Annotated in this window: 10 protein-coding genes; 3 read left to right on the plus strand and 7 right to left on the minus strand. The window is 62.5% G+C overall.

Annotation, left to right across the window (positions count from 1 at the left end; translation table 11 throughout):
* Nucleotides 1-256: 256 nt before the first annotated feature.
* The 5 genes from AC0Z42_RS12900 to AC0Z42_RS12920 form a co-directional block, all read right to left on the minus strand.
* On the minus strand, nucleotides 257-2,671 hold the full coding sequence (locus AC0Z42_RS12900; RefSeq protein ID WP_485468612.1) for a TonB-dependent receptor plug domain-containing protein: 2,415 nt from the start codon (nucleotides 2,669-2,671) through the stop codon (nucleotides 257-259).
* A 166-nt stretch (nucleotides 2,672-2,837) separates the two neighbouring features.
* Nucleotides 2,838-3,623 carry a PhzF family phenazine biosynthesis protein gene (locus tag AC0Z42_RS12905; RefSeq protein WP_485468613.1) on the minus strand — a complete coding sequence of 262 codons (786 nt, stop codon included), beginning with the start codon at nucleotides 3,621-3,623 and terminating at the stop codon, nucleotides 2,838-2,840.
* A 61-nt stretch (nucleotides 3,624-3,684) separates the two neighbouring features.
* Nucleotides 3,685-3,897, minus strand: coding sequence for a DUF2783 domain-containing protein (locus tag AC0Z42_RS12910; protein WP_485468614.1), 213 nt, complete (start codon nucleotides 3,895-3,897; stop codon nucleotides 3,685-3,687).
* The gene (locus tag AC0Z42_RS12915) at nucleotides 3,894-5,585 is read right to left on the minus strand and encodes an FAD-dependent oxidoreductase (RefSeq protein ID WP_485468615.1); all 1,692 of its coding nucleotides are present in this window, start codon (nucleotides 5,583-5,585) and stop codon (nucleotides 3,894-3,896) included. The genes AC0Z42_RS12910 and AC0Z42_RS12915 overlap by 4 nt, the downstream gene beginning before the upstream one ends.
* Before the next feature lie 73 nt (nucleotides 5,586-5,658).
* On the minus strand, nucleotides 5,659-6,621 hold the full coding sequence (locus AC0Z42_RS12920) for an MBL fold metallo-hydrolase (protein WP_485468616.1): 963 nt from the start codon (nucleotides 6,619-6,621) through the stop codon (nucleotides 5,659-5,661).
* A gap of 94 nt (nucleotides 6,622-6,715) precedes the next feature.
* On the opposite strand from AC0Z42_RS12920, the gene AC0Z42_RS12925 reads away from it, so the two are divergent.
* Nucleotides 6,716-7,639: a LysR family transcriptional regulator gene (locus tag AC0Z42_RS12925; protein ID WP_485468617.1), complete on the plus strand. Its 924-nt coding sequence runs from the start codon at nucleotides 6,716-6,718 to the stop codon at nucleotides 7,637-7,639.
* Here the strand turns inward: AC0Z42_RS12925 and AC0Z42_RS12930 are convergent.
* Nucleotides 7,608-8,948 (minus strand): MFS transporter, encoded by a 1,341-nt coding sequence (locus AC0Z42_RS12930; RefSeq protein WP_485468618.1) that lies wholly within the window; start codon nucleotides 8,946-8,948, stop codon nucleotides 7,608-7,610. The genes AC0Z42_RS12925 and AC0Z42_RS12930 overlap by 32 nt on opposite strands.
* Nucleotides 8,949-9,234: 286 nt before the next feature.
* Here AC0Z42_RS12930 and AC0Z42_RS12935 point away from each other — a divergent pair, with 286 nt between their 5' ends.
* Nucleotides 9,235-12,396, plus strand: a complete 3,162-nt coding sequence (locus tag AC0Z42_RS12935; RefSeq protein ID WP_485468619.1) for an error-prone DNA polymerase — start codon at nucleotides 9,235-9,237, stop codon at nucleotides 12,394-12,396.
* A 21-nt stretch (nucleotides 12,397-12,417) separates the two neighbouring features.
* Nucleotides 12,418-12,897, plus strand: coding sequence for a GNAT family N-acetyltransferase (locus AC0Z42_RS12940; protein ID WP_485468620.1), 480 nt, complete (start codon nucleotides 12,418-12,420; stop codon nucleotides 12,895-12,897).
* 69 nt (nucleotides 12,898-12,966) lie between these two features.
* Here the strand turns inward: AC0Z42_RS12940 and AC0Z42_RS12945 are convergent, their stop codons facing one another.
* Nucleotides 12,967-14,376, minus strand: coding sequence for an FAD-binding oxidoreductase (locus AC0Z42_RS12945; RefSeq protein WP_485468621.1), 1,410 nt, complete (start codon nucleotides 14,374-14,376; stop codon nucleotides 12,967-12,969).
* Nucleotides 14,377-14,408 lie beyond the last annotated feature (32 nt).

Genomic DNA, 14,408 nt, shown 5'->3' on the forward strand with positions numbered 1-14,408 from the left:
GGGCCGAGCAAGGTGGTGCGCGATCGTGGGCACGGGGCTGGGTGCTGGAATAACGAAATAAATTGTTCAGTTATTTCGTTTTGTTATTTTTATTGGTTGAATTTAGTTTCTCACTAAAAATCACAAAAAGCAATGTGAGCGTGATTTTGTTGTGATTAGGCAACTTTTAATGCATGCCATGCTGATCACGGCGCCAACAAAACAGCGGCTGCCCATCCCTGGCGCAGCCGCTGTTTTTTACGACATGACCACTACATCAGAACTTGACCCACAAGCGTCCAAAATACGACGCGCCATTCAGGCCAAACTGCACGCTGTCATACTTGAAACCGTTGTCGGTTTCGTCGGCGTTCTGCGTGGTCGGCTTGACGTTGAAGATGTTGTTGCCGCCAAAAGTCAGCTTGGTGTTTTTCGTGATGCTGTAGGTAAAGCTCAGGTCGGCCGAAGTCTTGGCCTTGTAGCGCGCGTTCGGTACGCCTTCGGCGGTGCCGCTGAAGGTGCCCAGGGTTTGCGGGCCGAAGTGGATCACGCGCAAGTTCGATTCGAGCTTGCCGGTCAGGTAATCAAAGCCCAGCGTGGCTTTTGAACGGGGGCCGCCTTGCTCGATGAACAGGCGTTCGCGTTCGGACAGCAGCACGTCTTCGAAGCCGGCCAGCGAAGCCGGGGTTTTCACTTTCGTTACTTCCGTTTTGCTCAGGTTCAGCGCCAAAAAGGTGGTCAGGCGGTTGCTGAACAATTCACCCTTGTGCGAGGCGGTCAGGTCCAGGCCGCGCGTGCGCGTGTCGATCGAGTTGACGAAAAATTGCGCTTCGCCCACGCCCAGCAGGGACAAGCGGGCCGCCAGGTCCGGGTAGTTGTCGGCATTGAAGCGGCCCGACAGCACGATGCGGTCCTTGATCTTGATGTTGTACAAATCGGCCGTGACCGAGATGGCCTGGGTCGGGGTCCAGGTGGTGCCGAGCGTAAAGCTGGTGGATTTTTCTTCCTTCAGTTTCGGGATGCCGGCCGCGTTGGCGACCGCGCCACCGTTCGGCGCCAGCACCACGTCGGTCGGCACGCCGCCGATAAAGTCGGTAAAGGTCGACGAGAAATACACTTGCTGCAGCGATGGCGCGCGAAAACCCGTGCTGGCCGAGCCGCGCAGCAGCACCGTCGGCGCCGCCTTGTAGCTGGCGGCCAGCTTGCCGGTGACGGTCGAGCCGAAGTCGCTGAATTTTTCGTAGCGCACGGCACCCTGGGTTTTCAGGCGCTCGGTAATGTCCAGTTCCACGTCGCCATAGGCGGCGATGCTGTGGCGCTTGGCCTTGGTGGCGTCGCCGGGCTGGAAGCCGGGAAAGCCCTGGCTGCCCGCATTGCCGCCGAAGCCCACGCCGTCGGCGTCGCTGTAGGAACCAGGCTCGCCGGCGATGATCTTGTATTCCTCGCTGCGGTATTCGGCGCCGAAAGCGACGTTCATGCCGCGCAACACGGTGTCGTAGTAGCGGCTGAAGTCGGCATTGGTGGTCAGCTGCTGGAACGAGAAGCCGCCCGCGTCATAACGGCTGGCGCTGACGCCCTTGCCGCCGTTCAGCAGGTCGAGGTTGGCGATCGACGCATTCAGGGTGTTGCTGATGTCGTAGCGCATCTTGTTGTAGCCGTAGGTCTGCGAGAAGTCCGCATTCCATTCGCCGATCTGGCTACGGTGGCCGATGGTGGCGTACTGGTCGTCGATCTTGCCATTGATGAAGGGCACGAAACCGTTCGGATACATGGCGGCCGAATTGCGCGATGGAATATCGTCGCTGCCGATGCCGCCGCGGCCAAACGCGGCGCTCGAGGCGTCGCGCGTCTGCGCGCCAGCCGTGAAATACAGTTTGCCGGTAGCGCTGGTGGCGTAATCGCCATTCACGTACAAGGTCTTGTTTTCCGATTTGGTGTCGCCAATGATGCGCATGCTGTCGGCGTCGGCGCGGTTCGAGCGGCCACGGTCCAGGTATTCGCCGGTAATCGCAATCGTGCCCTTGTCACCCAGCGCCATGCCGCAGTAGGCCGAGGTCATGTAGTTCTTGCCGTCGCCTTCCGAATACTGGCTGTAGCCGGCCACCGCTTCGCAGCCCAGGCTTTTCTTCAGTTCGATATCGATCACGCCGGCAATCGCGTCCGAGCCGTACTGGGCAGCGGCGCCGTCGCGCAGCACCTGCACGTTCTTGATCGCCAGCAGCGGAATCGCATTCATGTCGGTGCCCGTGTTGCCGCGGTTGCGCGCGCCGAACAGGTTGACCAGCGCCGTCGTGTGGCGGCGCTTGCCGTTCACCAGCACCAGGGTCTGGTCGGAACCCAAGCCGCGCAGGGCGGCTGAATCGACCAGGTCGGCGCCGTCGGCACCGGTCTGGCGGGTGGAGTTGAATGACGGCGAAATATATTGCAGCGACTGCGCCAGGTCGAACTGGCCGCCCTGTTCGGCGACCTTCGTCATCGGGATGATATCGACCGGCACCATGGTGTCGGTGGCGGAACTGGCGGTGACGCGGCGCGAACCGACCACGCTGACCGTTTGCACGGCGTCGGCTGCGCTGGCGGACTCGGCGGTTTGCGCCATGGCGGGCGCGGCGAAGATGCCGAGAACGCCGAGGGCGGCGCTGCCATACAGGCTGATCAGAACGGCTTTACGCAAGATGGTCAGGGTTGGCACGCGGGTATCTCCAAGTGATTTTGTCACTTGATTCTAGTGCCACTTTTTAACTATCTGCCAGCAATACCGTATTTTCTTATTACAAATAAAGCGTAACTGTTGTTTCCTGGTACGCAGCTGTTTTGTTGCCTCTTTGTCTGCATTGCCTTGGTGCAGCATGCCCCGTTCAGGTGCTGCTTTGCACCATTCCGCCCACCCAAATCTCACCTTCTGCATACTCGACCCGGATCAAACAAGGCTGATCGGTGACATGGCCTTGGGACAGGCTCAGCGACTGTTGCAAATGATATGCCAGCGCGCCGGCCGCCACGCCGGTAGCACTGTCTTCCATGGCCGGATCCGGATGGTTGAAGTTGCGCCCTTCATACTGCCCTTCGGCCAGCTTGCAATACACATAGCAGCCGTTGACGCCATGCAAGCGGCCCCAGTCGGCAATCAGTTCAAGATTCGGCCGCAACGCGCGCAAGGTGGTGCTGTCAGCCACTTCCAGCAGCAGCTTGGGGCTGCCGATGGAGGCGACGACCGGCGGCGACAGCAAGTGCATGTGCTGGCCCATCAGTTCTGATGGCACATACCGTTCTATTTCAACCGAGGGCGCCGCTTGCGGCGCCAGCCCGATAAACAGGCCCTGCGCGCGGCGCGCCAGCCGCAAAGGCTGATTGCGCATCGCAGTATGCACAGTCAGGCCCGCTGGCGCATCGGGCGCCGCCAGCAGCACATGCGCGGCGGCCAGGGTGGCGTGCAGGCACAGCGGGCTGCGCGTGTGCGGATAAAAATAGTCGAGCACGATGGCGCCACCGGGCTGGCGGTCGATAAAGACGCAGGCGCTGACCTGGTTTGCAAGCGCAAACTGCTGGCGTTCGCTTTCCGTGCCGCCGTCGTGCTCGACGACCAGCGCCGGGTTGCCGCCACCGGGGGCGGCGCCGAAGCATTTCAGGAGATGGATGGTCATGACGATGCCGATATAAGTTATGCCGAAGGGAAAGCACCAGCATAACCGAATCGCCGACCGATCACGTCATCGCTGTCTCAACGTTTCCCCGCGCGATGGCAAACGCCACGCGCAGTACCTCCGGGTCGCCGATATGGTTCGACAGCAGCAGGATCAACTGGGCATTGAGCATCTTGCTCTGCTCGTCGCTGAGGTCCTGATGCGTGTCGACCAGCATCTCGTAGTAGGCATCGGGGTCGGCCAGGTTTGGTTCAAGATTCAGGTGCCGGTTCATGCGGGCTCCATCTGGTTTCGGGTCGGTGTGGCGTTGGTCGCCAGGTCCTGGTGGCCGCAGGCGCGCGCCACCGCCGCGCGCACCGCATGCGCATCGAAGCTGCGCCAGCGCGCGCACACATGCTGGTCGGGGCGCAACAGATAGAAGCTGCCGGGCGCGGCATCGTAGCGCGCCGCCACCAGGCCGGCGCTGTCTTCCAGCATACCCGCTTGCGCCTGGCCAGCCGCCGCGATGACCAGAAGCCGTACGGGAACGGCCTCGGCTGCCAGCGCCAGCGCCGCGGCGATGGCTTGGCCATCGTGTTCGGAGCCGGCAAAATAGATACCGGTAAATTCGTTGCCGGTATGGCTCAGCAGCCAGTCGGCGCGACCCTCGAACATCAGCGGTGCGTCGGCGGCTGGCGAGCCTGGCTGCAAGCCTTGCCGGAAAACATGCGCATCGGGCGTGTTCAAGGCCGATTGCGCATACACCGACGGCGTCGACAACCGGCCACTATTGACCAGCTTGCGGGCAAACGGTTGTTCCTTGGCCAGCTGCAGCACGGCGTCGCGGAACAAGCGGCTGGCCGCGCTCTTGGGCGTGATGAAGTCGGTGGCGCGCGTCGAGTTCAGGATATTCTCGTCAGCGGCGTATTCGCGTTCCTGGCCGTAGCTGTCGAGCAGCGCGTCCGGCGCCTTGTTTTCGATCACCAGGCGCAGCTTCCATGCCAGGTTGTCGGCATCTTGCACGCCGCTGTTGGCGCCGCGCGCACCAAACGGCGACACGCCATGCGCAGCATCGCCGGCAAACAGCACGCGGCCATGGCGGAACTTGTCCATGCGCAGGCAGCAGAAGGTGTAGATGCTGACCCATTCGAGTTCGAACTGCGCTTGCTTGCCGAGCAGGGCCTCGATACGCGGGATGACGCGTTCGGGCGCCTTTTCGGCCACCGGATCGGCGTCCCAGCCCAGCTGGAAGTCGATGCGCCAGATATTGTCGGGCTGCCGGTGCAGCAGGACCGACTGGCCGGGGTGGAACGGCGGATCGAACCAGAACCAGCGCTCGGCCGGGAAGTCGGCCGTCATTTTCACGTCGGCGATCAGGAAACGGTCGCGGAAGACCCGGCCCTTGCTCTCCAGGCCCATCAGCTTGCGGATGGTGCTTTTGCCGCCGTCGGCCGCTACCACATAGGCCGCCTCCAGCGTGTAGGGTCCATCGGGTGTATCGACCGTCAGCGTTGCATGGCCGGCATGCTGCTCCAGCGCGGTGACGCGGCTGCACCAGCGCAGGTCGAGCGCTGGCAGTTCCTGCGCGCGTTCATGCAAATAGCCTTCTACATAGTATTGCTGCAGATTGACGAAGGCTGGCCGCTGGTGGCCGTCTTCGGGCAGCAGGTCGAAGCCGTAAACTTCTTCGTCGCGCATGAAGATGCGCCCGAGGTTCCAGCTGACGCCCTTGTTCGCCATGCGCTCGCCGCAGCGCAGGCGGTCGAAGATTTCGAGCGTGCGCTTGGAAAAGCAGATGGCGCGCGAGCCCGCCGACAGCTTGTCGTCGTCGTCCAGCAGGACCACGGGCACGCCTTGCTGGGCCAGGTCGATGGCGGTCGCCAGGCCCACCGGGCCGGCGCCGACCACCACCACCGGATGGCGCACCGGCTGGCGCTTGTGGGGCGCGTAGTTGAATACGCGGCGTTGATAATCGATATCCATATCAGTTCCAGAAATACGTCAGCATGGTGAAGATGGCCTGCGCGAACCATGGCGCGCAGGCCGTCGATGGGGATCAGTTCTGCAACGAATGCCACATTTCCTTGTCGCGCTGTGCAGTCCAGATGCGCGGATGCTTGATGCCCTTCGCTTCGTCGTAGGCGCGCGTGACGTCGAACGGCAAACAATGCTCGTAAATGAAGACGTGGCCAAATTTCGGATCCATCTTGCTGCGCACGTGCGCCATCGCTTCTTTCAAGCTCATGCTGTTTGCCACCGCCTCCCTGGCGCTGCCCAGCAGTGTCGTGACAAAGTCCTTGGTGTAGTCGATGCCGGCATTGACTTGCTGCGGATTGAGCAGGGCAGGGCCGCGTCCCGGTACCAGCTTCTCGGCGCCCAGGGCGCGCAGCGCTTCGAGCGTGGCGGGCCACTCTTCGAGCTGGGCGTCACCGGTGTACGCGGCGGCGTCGAATTCGACCAGGTCGCCCGAGAAACAGATCTTCTGCGACGGGATCCAGGCCACGGTATCGCCTTTGGTGTGCCCCATGCCGATATGCGCCAGCCTGACTTCGAGCTTGCCCATGAAGATCGTCATCTCTTTCTCGAAGACCATGGTCGGCCAGCTCAGCCCGGGCACCGATTCGACACCGGCGAACAGGCGCGGGAAACGCTCGATCTCCGACTGCATGTCCTGCGCGCCGCGCTCGACGATCAGTTCGTAGGTGCCACGCGAGGCGATGATCTGCTCGGCGCCTTCCTCGAAGTAGGCCGATGCACCGAGCACGCGTACTGCGTGGTAATGCGACAGCACCACGTATTTGATCGGCAGGTCGGTGACACTGCGGATATGCTTGATGAGTGCCTGCGCCATCACCGGGGTCGCGGTGGTATCAATCACCATCACGCTGTCGTCGCCGATGATGACGCCGGAATTCGGATCGCCTTCGGCCGTGTAGGCATACGCGTTGTCGGACAGCTTGATGAAGCTGGTTTTCTTCACTTCCAGATCGGCTTGTGACGCAAATTTTTTCTCTGCCATGATGCACTCTCCTCGTAATGCCGCACTCAATGTCGGTAGGCAGATCATGCGAGTTGCCGTATTATTTGTAAATCAGCGTACATCGATCAGAACTATGAATAGCATACATAACGCAGATTTCGACCTCAACCTCTTGCCGGTCTTCGACGCATTGATACGCATACGCAACGTCAGCCGTGCTGCCGACGAGCTGGGCATGTCGCAAAGTGCGGTCAGCCACGCCCTGAAACGGCTGCGGCTGTTCTTTGGCGACCAGCTGTTTTTAAAGACCGGCAGCGGCATGCAGCCGACGCCGCGCGCACTCGAGCTGCTCGAGCCGGTGCTGGCGGTGATGGGAACGGTGCGCGGCGAACTGCTGGTGCGCGAAGGTTTCGATGCCTCGACGGCAAGGCGCGTCTTCAGCCTCTGCCTGACCGACATGGGCGAGCTGATTTTCCTGCCCAAGCTGATCGAGCGCCTGCGCAGCGCCGCGCCTGGCTGCACCTTGCGCACCCTGCAAGTGCCGATGCAGCAGATCGAGGACATGCTCGAGCGCGGCGAAGCCGATCTGGCGATGGGCTCGCTGCATTCCATGCCCGACGGGCTGTTCCAGCAGCAGCTGTTTACCCGCTCGTTCGTGACCATCGTCAATCGCCGCAATCGCCAGATCGGCGAGGCGCTGTCGCGGGAACAGTATTTTGCCATGGAGCATATTGTCGTTTCGCTGTCGGGCAGGGTGGAAGATGCCTACGACGGCATCGTCGACCAGCTTGCCGGGCCGCGCCGGATCTATCTCACCACGCCCCATTTCCTGACCGTGCCGATGATCATCGAGGCCAATGCCGACCTGATCGCCACCGTGCCGCGCGAGCTGGCCAGCCGCTTTGCCGGCTATCGCAGCATCAAGGTGGTCGAGACGCCAGTGGTGGTGCCGGCCTTCGGCATCCGCCAGTACTGGCATCCGCGCTTCCAGCACGACGCCGCCAACAACTGGCTGCGCAAGCAGGTCAAGGAGGCGTTCGATCAGCATCCGGAATAGGCCTGGCCAGGCTCGCCAGCAGCACCGCAGCGCTCACGGCCAGCAGCACCGCCAGGATATAGAGCGCGATGTCCATGCTGCCGGTGGCCGTCTTGATCTGGCCAATCGCCCATGGTGCAACGATGCCGCTGGTGATGCCGCAACTGCTGATCATCGCGATGCCTCCCGCGCGCCCTTCGCGCGGCAGCAGCGCTGTCGGCATGGCCCAGAATATCGGCAATGCCGAGAAGATCAGCGTGGTTGCCAGCGACAGCAGCAGCAGTGCCAGCGCCAGGCTGGACGGATGTGTGGTCAGGGCCGCCAGGGCCAGCGCACCACCGACGGTGCAGACCGCGAAGAACTTGCCGTGCTGCGCCCTGCGGTCGGCAAGGCGGGCGATCAGGATTACGCCGACGGCGCCGATCGCGTTCGGAATGACCGAGTACAGGCTGACCATCACCACGTCTTGCACGCCGAAATCGCGGATCATCAGCGGCATCCAGAAACTCAGCGTCAGCGAACCGCAGGTCAGCGCAAAGTAGATGAAGGCATACAGATAAACGCGCGGGTTGCTGAACCAGGCAGCGCCGCGGGCCGCGCCGCTGCCGGTGGCCGGCGCATCGTCGGCGAGGTTGTCCGCCAGGCGGGCTTTTTCCTGCCTGCTGAGCCACTTGGCATCGTGCGGGAAATCATCGAGATAAAAGAAGGCGATCACCGCCAGCACCAGCGCAGGCGCGCCTTCCAGCGCGAACATCCATTGCCAGCCCCTGAACCCCAGCACGCCGGCCATGTCACGCATGATCCAGCCCGACACCAGGCCACCGATGACGCCCGCCACCGCCACGCCGGCAAAGAAAAAGGACAGCACCGAGGCGCGCCGCAGCGGCGGGTACCAGTAGGTAAGGTAGAGCACGATGCCGGGGAAGAAGCCGGCCTCGAACACGCCCAAGGTAAAGCGCAGGAGATAAAACTGTGTCGGCGTCGATACCCACGCCATCGAGACGGAGGCGGCGCCCCATAGCAGCATGATGCGCACGAAGGTCTTGCGCGCGCCATATTTCGCCAGCAGCAGATTGCTCGGCACCTCGAACAAGACATAGCCAACGTAGAAAGCCGCCGCGCCCAGTCCGTACATCGCGTCGCTGAAACCAAGATCCTGCTTCATCTGCAACTGGGCAAACCCGATGTTGATGCGGTCGAGGAAGGAAATAACGTAGCAGACGAACAGAAACGGAATAATGTGGCCCGATACCTTGCGGTAGAGCGCATTGTCCGCATCCGCAGCGGTGGCCGGCGCCGCCGCGCTGGCCCCGGTAATGGCGTTATACATGGATAGTCCCCTTGATCTTCGTTGAGCCCTGCCTGATGGCATGGGCTTGCCGGCTGGCGCCGCTGTGCAGCCGGATGGCTGGTGCACGTCAGGCATCCTAGAATTGGCGGGGATATATGTAAATCGCATTTCGGTCATACCAGTTATGAATGGTGCGCATTCTGGTCTTTGCCGATGAGGCGACAAGAACCGGCAAGCCCATCTCAAGGGCAAGCTCTGGCAAAAGCGGGTGCCTGTTTTGACTTGAGTATAATTACTGTGTTTATATACAGTGTTGAGGTACATCATGGCGGTCGCGAGCTTGCCCGATTACGCTGAGTTGTTCTGCCTGACCAACTTCAGCTTTCTGCATGGCGCTTCGCATGCGCAGGAGCTGGTGGCGCGCGCCATCGAGCTGGGCTACCGTGCGCTGGCCATCACTGACGAGTGTTCGCTGGCCGGCGTGGTGCGCGCCCATGGCGTGGCCAAACGGGCGAAATTCCCCTTGATTATCGGCGCCCATTTTCATTTGACGCATGCCGACGGCAGCGCCGCCTGGTCGCTGCTGGCGCTGGCGAAAAACCGCGAAGGCTATGGCAACTTGTCCGAGCTGATCACCATGGCGCGCACGCGCGCGGCCAAGGGGCGCTATCTGCTCACGCCCGACGATTTCGCCGCGCCGTCGGCCGAGTTTGCGCATTTGAAAGGCTTGCCCGGCTGCCTGATGATCTTGCTGCCCAGCTATCCGGCCGATGCCGACGCCTTGCAAGAGCAGGGCGCGTGGATGCGGGCCACCTTTGCCATGGAGGAAGACGGAGGAGAACAAAAAGAGCGCAACTGGCTTGGCCTGAACCTGCTGCTGCGCGCGCAGGACGATGCGCACCGCCTGGCCGTGCAAGCGGCGGCAAGGGCGCAGGGCTTGCCGGTGGCGGCGGTTGGCCATGTATGCATGCATGTGCGTTCGCGCAAGCCCTTGCTCGACACCCTGTGCGCGGTGCGCGTGGGCAAGCCGGTGGCCGAGTGCGGTTATGCGCTGGCGCAAAACGCGGAACAGCATCTGCGTACGCGGCTGCGCCTGGGCAATGTGTATCCGCCGCAGGCGCTGGCCGAAACTGTGGGCATCGCCAGCCAGTGTGATTTTTCCCTCGACACCTTGCGCTATGAATACCCCGATGAACTGGTGCCGCCCGGCCATACGCCGGCCACTTACTTGCGCGAAGAAACCTACCATGGCGCGCGCACGCGTTTTCCGCTGGGCATACCGGCCCATGTGCAAGAACAGATCGAGCATGAGCTGGAACTGATCGCCGACCTGGCATACGAGCCGTATTTCCTGACCGTCTACGACATCGTGCGCTTTGCCCGTTCGCAAGCCATCCTGTGCCAGGGCCGCGGCTCGGCTGCCAACTCGGCCGTCTGCTATTGCCTGCACATCACGGAAGTGGACCCGGCGCGCGGCAATTCGCTGGTCGAGCGTTTCATGTCGCGCGAACGCAACGAGCCGCCCGATATCGACGTCGACTTCGAGCACCAGCGGCGCGAGGAAGTGATTCAATATATCTACGCCAAATATGGCCGGCGGCGTGCCGCGCTGGCGGCCGTGGTGATTTGCTACCGGCCGAAAAGCGCCTTGCGCGACAGCGGCCGCGCGCTGGGCGTGGACCTGGCCATCGTGGAGAAAGTGGCCAAGGCGCACCGCTGGTTCGATGGCAAGCGCGACCTGCTGAACCGCCTGGCCGAAAGCGGGCTGGACCCGGAGGCGCCGCTGTCGCGGCAATGGGCCACGCTGGCGCAGCAACTGCTGGGTTTTCCGCGCCATTTATCGCAGCACCCGGGCGGCTTCGTGATCGCGCAGGGCAAGCTGTCGCGCCTGGTGCCGATTGAAAACGCCACCATGGCAGAGCGCAGCGTGATCGAGTGGGACAAGGACGACCTGGAAGAGCTGGGCCTGATGAAGGTCGACGTGCTGGCGCTGGGCATGCTGTCGGCGCTGCGCCGCGCCTTCGATATCGTGAGCGTACGCCGTGGCGAGCCGTTCGTGATGCAGGATATTCCGCCCGAAGACAAGGCCACCTACGACATGATCTGCGAGGCCGATACCATCGGCGTGTTCCAGATCGAATCGCGCGCGCAGATGAGCATGCTGCCCCGGCTGCGCCCGCGTACATTCTATGACTTGGTGATCGAAGTGGCGCTGGTGCGCCCCGGCCCGATCCAGGGCGGCATGGTCCACCCTTATTTGCAGCGGCGCCAGAAAAAAGAGGCGGTGGTATATCCCAAGGGCCTGGAAAAGGCGCTGGGCCGCACCCTGGGCATACCGATTTTCCAGGAGCAGGTAATGCAGGTGGCAATTATCGCCGCCGATTTCACGCCCGGCGAAGCGGACCAGTTACGGCGCGCCATGGCGGCCTGGAAACGCAAGGGTGGCTTGAATAATTACAAAGAACGTATCGTCGAAAAGATGGTCAAAAATAAGTATGAACGGGAATTTGCGGAAGCCATCTTCAGCCAGATCGAAGGCTTTGGCGAATATGGTTTTCCCGAGTCGCATGCGGCCAGCTTTGCGCTCTTGACCTATGCCAGTTCCTGGCTGAAATGCCATGAACCGGCGGCCTTTCTGTGCGCCTTGCTCAACAGCCAGCCGATGGGCTTTTACAGCCCCTCGCAACTGGTGCAGGATGCGCGCCGGCATGGCGTGCAAGTCTACCCGGTCGATGTGGCCGTCAGCGGCTGGGAGGCGGCGCTGGCAGGCGATGCGGCGGCGCCTGCAGTGCGCCTCGGCTTCAATGCCCTGTTCGGCATGCGGGCCGAGGCCGCCCAGCGCATTGAGGACGCACGCGCCATGTCGATGTTTGTTGACGTGGCCGACCTGGCGCGGCGCGCCGGGCTGGACCGCCATGACCTGCAGATACTGGCCGCCGGCAATGCCTTGCAGGCGCTGGCCGGCAACCGCCACCAGGCCCTGTGGCAGGCGGCCGGCGCCGTGCCCGAGCGCGACTTGCTGCGCGCCACCACGGTCGAGGAAGACTTGCCGCAGCTGTCAACGCCGAGCGAAGGCGCCGGCATCGTCAGCGACTACCACGCGCAAGGCCTGACCCTGGGCCGCCATCCGCTGGCGCTGCTGCGCAAGCAATTGCTGGCCCAGCGCTTCATGCCGGCCTCCACACTCAGTTGTTACACCAACGGCCAACTGGCGCGCGCCTGCGGCATCGTCACCGTGCGCCAGCGCCCGGGCACGGCCAAGGGCGTGCTGTTCCTGACGCTGGAGGACGAGACCGGCACGGTCAACGTGATCGTCTGGCCGTCGCTGGTGGAAGAACAGCGCAAGGAGGTGCTCGGTGCGCCCTTGCTGGGCGTGTATGGCGTGTGGCAGCAGGAAGGCATCGTGCGCAACCTGGTAGCCAAGCGCCTGGTCGACATGTCGCATCTGCTGGGACGCTTGCGCACCAGCAGCCGTGATTTTTGTTGACGCTTGTGGCATGATTTGTTCATGAAGAATTTACCTGCATTGACCTTGCGTCCGGCTTTGGTCGCCGACGCGCCTGCCATCGTCGCCCTGATCGACGAGCTGATGCCATTTTTGACCTTGCATCCGGACGGCGCCGGCGCGGAAAAATTCATCGAACACTGCCGCTTGCCGGCCATCGAAAATTATCTGTCGCAGGAAAAATACCGCTACCAGATCGCCCATCTCGATGGCGAACTGGCCGGCGTGGTGGCCATGCGCGACAACACGCATCTGTTCCACATGTTCGTGCCGCGCACGCTGCACCGGCGCGGCCTGGCGCGGCAATTATGGCAGGCGGCGCGCGATGCATCGCTGGCCAAGGGCGAGGTGACGGCATTTACCGTCAATTCCTCTGTATATGCCTTGCCGTTTTATGCGGGATTGGGGTTTGTGGCGACGGGGGCGAAGGTGGAGGAGGGCGGGATTGCGTATGTGCCAATGCGGATGGAGTTGGAAATTTAACCCAACGGCAAGGACTGGGGTCGGACCCTCAGGGTCCGACCCCAGCATTTGCAACGGGTTGGTTTTACATCACCACCTGACGATCTTGCCCGGATTCAGGATGTTTTTCGGGTCGAGCGCGTGTTTCAAGGCGCGCATGGTGTCGATCGCGGCCTCGCCATGTTCTTCCACCAGGAAGTCCATCTTGTGCATGCCCACGCCGTGCTCGCCGGTGCAAGTGCCGTCCATGCCGATGGCGCGCGTGACCATGTCGCTGTTGACTTTTTCGGCGCGTGCGATGTCCAGCGGATTGCCCGGGTCGACCAGCATCTGCACATGGAAATTGCCGTCGCCGACGTGGCCGATAATGGCGTAAACCAGGCCGGCGCGTTCGCAGTCATCTTTGGTCGCCAGGATGCATTCGGCCAGCCGTGAAATCGGCACGCAGCAATCGGTGGAAATGGCGCGGCTGCCCGGGCGCAGCTGCAGCAGCGCAAAATAGGCATTGTGGCGTGCCGCCCACAGGCGTGAGCGCTCTTCGGGCCGGCTGGCCCATTCAAAATCGCTGGCGCCGTGTTCGGCGGCGATCTCCTGCACCACTTGCGCCTGCTCGGCCACGCTGGCCGGCGTGCCGTGGAATTCAAACAGCAACAGCGGTTTTTCAGGCAGCGCCAGCTTGTCGTAGGCATTGATGGCTTTTACGCCGTTCTCGTCAAGAAATTCCACGCGCGCCACTGGCACGCCCATCTGGATGGTCTGGATCACGGCATTGACGGCCTCGCCCGTGCTCGGGAACGAGCACACGGCGGCGGAAATCGCTTCCGGCAGCGGATACAGTTTCACCGTCACTTCGGTAATGATGCCCAGGGTGCCTTCGCTGCCGACAAACAGCCGCGTCAGGTCGTAGCCGGCCGACGATTTTTTTGCCCGCGTGCCCGTCTTGATGATGCGCCCGTCGGCCGTGACGACGGTCAGTGCCAGCACGTTTTCGCGCATGGTGCCGTAGCGCACGGCGTTGGTGCCCGAGGCGCGCGTCGCCGCCATGCCGCCCAGCGAGGCGTTGGCGCCCGGGTCGATCGGGAAGAACAGGCCGGTGTCGCGGATTTCTTCGTTCAATTGCTTGCGCGTCACGCCGGCCTGCACGGTGGCCGTCAGGTCCTGGCCATGCACGGCCACCATCGCGTTCATCTGTGACAGGTCGATGGTCACGCCGCCATGCAGCGCCAGCACATGGCCTTCGAGCGAGGTGCCGCTGCCCCAGGCGATCACTGGCACCCCGTGCGCGGCGCACAGCTTGACGGCGGCCGCGACTTCCTCGGTGGAATGGGCAAAGATCACCGCATCGGGCAGCATGGCGTCGTAGCTCGACTCGTCGCGGCCATGGTGCTCGCGCATCGCTTGCGTGGTGCTGAAGCGGTCGGCAAAGAGCAGGGCAAGTACGGCAGCCAGCGCTTCGGGTAGCGGTTGTTTCAGTGCGGCCAGGCGGTCAGGGCTATTCACGCATATCCTCCGTTTTTTCTTTATTCTACTTG

It is taken from the genome of Janthinobacterium sp. 1L-D-8-B-C4, assembly GCF_057291295.1.